Consider the following 3,618-nt stretch of genomic DNA (forward strand, 5'->3'; position numbering starts at 1 on the left):
GGAGGCACCGTCCGTGCCGCGTGCCCGCGCGCCGGTGATGTCCACGCTTTCTGCGCTTAGTGGTGCGCCAGCAGGCAGCCGCGTGCCGGTGACGATGATCTCCGGCAGCGTGGTGATGGGTTGGTCGGAGGCAGAAGCCGGTTTTTGCACCTGCTTCTGAGTGGCGGCGGGCTGCGCCATGGCGGCGCCCGCGAGTGTGAGAGATAATAAAAAGAAGGAAGTTTTCATGAATGGAAAAAAGTGAACGGAATGGAGGAACAAAAGGCAAACGCATGTGACATGCGTGCCATCGAGACAGGGACCTGGCAGTCCTGCTCAGGGAATCAGTGACTCAGCGCAAACGGCTGACGTGTGTGTTCAAGCCTGCCCGCATCGTGGCGGTGGCGTCTCCAGTGCCTGGCATCGCCGCACAGCCGACTGGCGCGGCATGACGAAGGTAAAATCATCCGCCGAAGGCGCGGTCAGTGTCGTGATGTTCACCAGCACGGCATGCAGCTTGCTGGCAGCCTGCGGAGACTGCTGAGGCTGCTTTCCCTCGGCTTCACGATCTTTCTGCACCGCCTTGCAAAGCGGACAGGGGTGCTCGCCATCAAAGGTCATCTCCACAGCCCCCAGCAGTGTGGTTTCACTCGCGTAATGCACCAGCATCTGTGTCCAAGCGATCCCTTGAATCACTCCGCGATGCAGTCCCAGCGAGAGGCACACCAGCAGCACGATCCCGAGCCGCAGGCGGCGGGATGGCATTCTGCGTGGTGTGGCGGGAGTCATTCGAATCAATGCGGTTCAATTCAAACGTGAGAATGAAGAATGCCTCCGCGACTTGAATGGGAATCGCTGTGTCAAAATTGTGCTTTCAGTTGTTCCTCATCCACGCCAGCAAGCGATCAGCGGGCTGGAAGCCGCTCGTTTGAGCAGCAACTTTGCCGTTTTTGGTCAAAGCAAAGGCGGGAATGCCCTGAACTCGGAACTGGCTGGCGATGTCCTGGCGCTCGTCGGTGTTCACTTTGACGAGGATGGCGGTGCCTGCGGCCTTGGCGGCGGCTTTGGCGAATTCGGGAGCCATCATCTGGCAGGGGCCGCACCAAGGGGCCCAGAAATCGACAACGACAGGCAGCGTGCTCTGCGTGATCAGCGCGGCGAAGTCCGCAGCACTCGTGATTTCAACGGGTGCGGACACATGGGGCAGTTCCGCCTTGCACGAGCCGCAGCGGCCCTGCTGTGCGGCTTTGGAGTAGGCGATGCGGTTGGAGGTGCCACAGGCGGGACAAGGCAGGATGATGCCGCGTTCATCGGCGGTCAGGTGAGTGTTCATGAATGACAAAAATGAGCTGAGATTAATTATTGTGTATACGCATACACGCATATAGACGTAGTGCAACTCAACCTTCCAATCCTTCATGAGCAAGCACCTTCTTATCCTCGGCGGCGGCACTGCGGGCACAATCATGGCCAACAACCTGCGCAGGCGGCTGCCTGCATCCGAATGGAGCATGACGGTGGTGGACCGCTCGGACAGGCATCTCTACCAGCCAGGGCTGCTCTTTCTGCCCTTCGGCAAGTATGAGGAGAGCGAGATCATCCGCAAGACCCGCGACTTCATTCCGGAAGGTGTCGAGTTCATGCAGGCGGAGGTGGATCAAATCATTCCCGAGGACCATGCCGTCACGATCAAGGACGGGCGCACGCTGAAATACGATTTGCTAATCGTCGCCACTGGCTGCCGCACCGCACCGGAGGAGACGGCGGGCATGCTGGGACCCAAGTGGCGGGTGAACGTGCATGACTTCTACACGCTGGACGGAGCGCGGGCGCTGCGCGAGAAGCTCAAAACCTTCACAGGTGGGCGTGTGCTGGTGCACATCAATGAGATGCCGATCAAGTGCCCCGTGGCACCACTGGAGTTCACCTTCCTGGCCGACACGTTTTTCCGCGAGCAGGGCATTCGTGACAAGGTAACGCTGACCTACGTCACGCCGTTGTCCGGTGCGTTCACCAAGCCGAAAGCATCAAAAAAGCTGGGGCATCTGCTCGGGGACAAAGGCATCGAACTCGTGACCGATTTCGTGGCGGAGAAGGTGGATCAGGAAAACAACAAGCTGGTATGCTTCGACGGCCGTGAGGTGCCCTATGACCTGCTCGTCACCACGCCGACGAACATGGGAGACGAAGTCGTGCGCCGCTCCGCCCTGGGGGATGATCTGGATTTCATCGCCACGCAAAAGCACACGCTGCAATCCATCGAGTACAAAGACGTCTTCGTCATCGGCGATGCGACGAACCTGCCCGCGTCCAAAGCAGGGTCCGTGGCCCATTTTGAAAGCGAGACTCTGGCGGACAACATTCTGCTGCACATCGCCGGCAAGCCGCTCAAAGAGGAGTTCGACGGCCACTCGAACTGCTTCATCGAATCCGGCAACGGCAAGGCGCTGCTGATTGATTTCAACTACGAGTACGAGCCGCACGAAGGGCCGTTTCCCTTCGCCTTCGGCCCCATGCGCCTGCTGGAGGAGAGCCGCATGAACCACTGGGGCAAGCTGGCCTTCCGCCACATCTACTGGAATGTCCTGCTTCGCGGCTGGCCGCTGCCGGGCATCAGCCGGCAGAAAAAGAAACCGGCCGACGCGTAATCATCACCCAACCAACCATCATGAAAAAGACCATCGCAGGAACTGAAATCGACGTGAACGAGGAGGGCTACCTCACCGACGCCTCCCAGTGGAATGAAGCCATCGCCGCCGCCATCGCTGCGGAGGAAGGCGTGGGGCCGCTGACAGACGCCCACATGAAGGTGGTGCGCTACCTGCGTGAGCAGCAGGCGAAAGGCGCCGCCCTGACCATCCGCAGCATGGGTAAAAGCGGTGTGGTGACGACGAAGGAACTCTACGATCTCTTCCCCGGCGGCCCGCTGAAGAAGTCTTCCAAGATTGCCGGCATTCCCAAACCCGTTGGCTGCATTTAATTCCCCACCTTTTCCGATCATGAGCACCCCAGACGACAAACAACCTGTGAAGAAGATGTCCATCATCGTGAGCCGCGGCTCGCTGGATGGCATCTACCCCGCGCTGATCATGGCCAACGGCGCCCGCATGGAGGGCATCGAGGCTTCGCTGTTCTTCACCTTCTTCGGCCTGAATGCTCTGGCCAACAAAACACTGGATCACTTGAAGGTCTCCACCGTGGGAAATGCCGCGCTGAACATGGCCATGCCCATGCTCGGCCTGCCCATCACGATGCCCTTCCCCACGGTAATGGGCGCCATACCCGGCGTGTCCGCCTTTGCCACGCATCTCATGAACAAGGAAATGGAGAAGCTCGACATACCGCCGGTGCGCGAATTCCTCGAACTCATCTCCGACTCCGGCGGCAAGATCTTCGCCTGCAAGCTGGCCATGGACATGTTCAAGCTGAAGAAGGAAGACCTGATGGACCGCGTGGATGACGTGCTGACCGTGGGTCAGTTTTACGAAGAGTCCGCCGGAGCTGGGACGCACATTCTTTTCACCTGACTGCCTGCCATAGATGGCGCTCGTTTACTGTAACTTGCGCGCTTCATCATGAATGAATACCGCTTCAAATCACCCTGGCTTATTTATCAGTTAGGTATGGATGGATAGACTT

Annotated in this window: 6 protein-coding genes; 3 read left to right on the plus strand and 3 right to left on the minus strand. The window is 58.9% G+C overall.

Features of this window, described 5'->3' with window-relative positions; genetic code table 11:
* From ACIREA_RS28530 to trxA, 3 genes are all read right to left on the minus strand, one after another.
* Nucleotides 1-228 (minus strand): hypothetical protein (locus ACIREA_RS28530; protein ID WP_397385718.1); only part of this gene is annotated, 228 nt, incomplete at its 3' end.
* A gap of 129 nt (nt 229-357) precedes the next feature.
* Entirely contained in the window at nt 358-744 is a 387-nt protein-coding gene (locus ACIREA_RS28535) for a hypothetical protein (RefSeq protein ID WP_397385719.1), read from the minus strand.
* A 109-nt stretch (nt 745-853) separates the two neighbouring features.
* The gene (gene trxA / locus ACIREA_RS28540; protein WP_397385721.1) at nt 854-1,312 is read right to left on the minus strand and encodes a thioredoxin; all 459 of its coding nucleotides are present in this window, start codon (nt 1,310-1,312) and stop codon (nt 854-856) included.
* An 85-nt stretch (nt 1,313-1,397) separates the two neighbouring features.
* On the opposite strand from trxA, the gene ACIREA_RS28545 reads away from it, so the two are divergent.
* The 3 genes from ACIREA_RS28545 to ACIREA_RS28555 are packed head-to-tail and all read left to right on the plus strand — an operon-like array spanning nt 1,398 to nt 3,506.
* Nucleotides 1,398-2,627: an NAD(P)/FAD-dependent oxidoreductase gene (locus tag ACIREA_RS28545; RefSeq protein WP_397385722.1), complete on the plus strand. Its 1,230-nt coding sequence runs from the start codon at nt 1,398-1,400 to the stop codon at nt 2,625-2,627.
* A gap of 20 nt (nt 2,628-2,647) precedes the next feature.
* Nucleotides 2,648-2,959: a TusE/DsrC/DsvC family sulfur relay protein gene (locus ACIREA_RS28550; RefSeq protein ID WP_397385723.1), complete on the plus strand. Its 312-nt coding sequence runs from the start codon at nt 2,648-2,650 to the stop codon at nt 2,957-2,959.
* A gap of 19 nt (nt 2,960-2,978) precedes the next feature.
* The gene (locus tag ACIREA_RS28555) at nt 2,979-3,506 is read left to right on the plus strand and encodes a DsrE/DsrF/DrsH-like family protein (protein WP_300931549.1); all 528 of its coding nucleotides are present in this window, start codon (nt 2,979-2,981) and stop codon (nt 3,504-3,506) included.
* Nucleotides 3,507-3,618: the final 112 nt, after the last annotated feature.

The organism is Prosthecobacter sp., from assembly GCF_044373815.1.
Lineage (GTDB): Bacteria > Verrucomicrobiota > Verrucomicrobiia > Verrucomicrobiales > Verrucomicrobiaceae > Prosthecobacter.

Coding starts and splice junctions, on each gene's coding strand:
- ACIREA_RS28555 (WP_300931549.1), top strand. CDS start 2,979: ATGAGCACCCCAGACGACAAACAACCTGTGAAGAAGATGTCCATCATC.
- ACIREA_RS28550 (WP_397385723.1), top strand. CDS start 2,648: ATGAAAAAGACCATCGCAGGAACTGAAATCGACGTGAACGAGGAGGGC.
- ACIREA_RS28545 (WP_397385722.1), top strand. CDS start 1,398: ATGAGCAAGCACCTTCTTATCCTCGGCGGCGGCACTGCGGGCACAATC.
- trxA (WP_397385721.1), bottom strand. CDS start 1,312: ATGAACACTCACCTGACCGCCGATGAACGCGGCATCATCCTGCCTTGT.
- ACIREA_RS28535 (WP_397385719.1), bottom strand. CDS start 744: ATGCCATCCCGCCGCCTGCGGCTCGGGATCGTGCTGCTGGTGTGCCTC.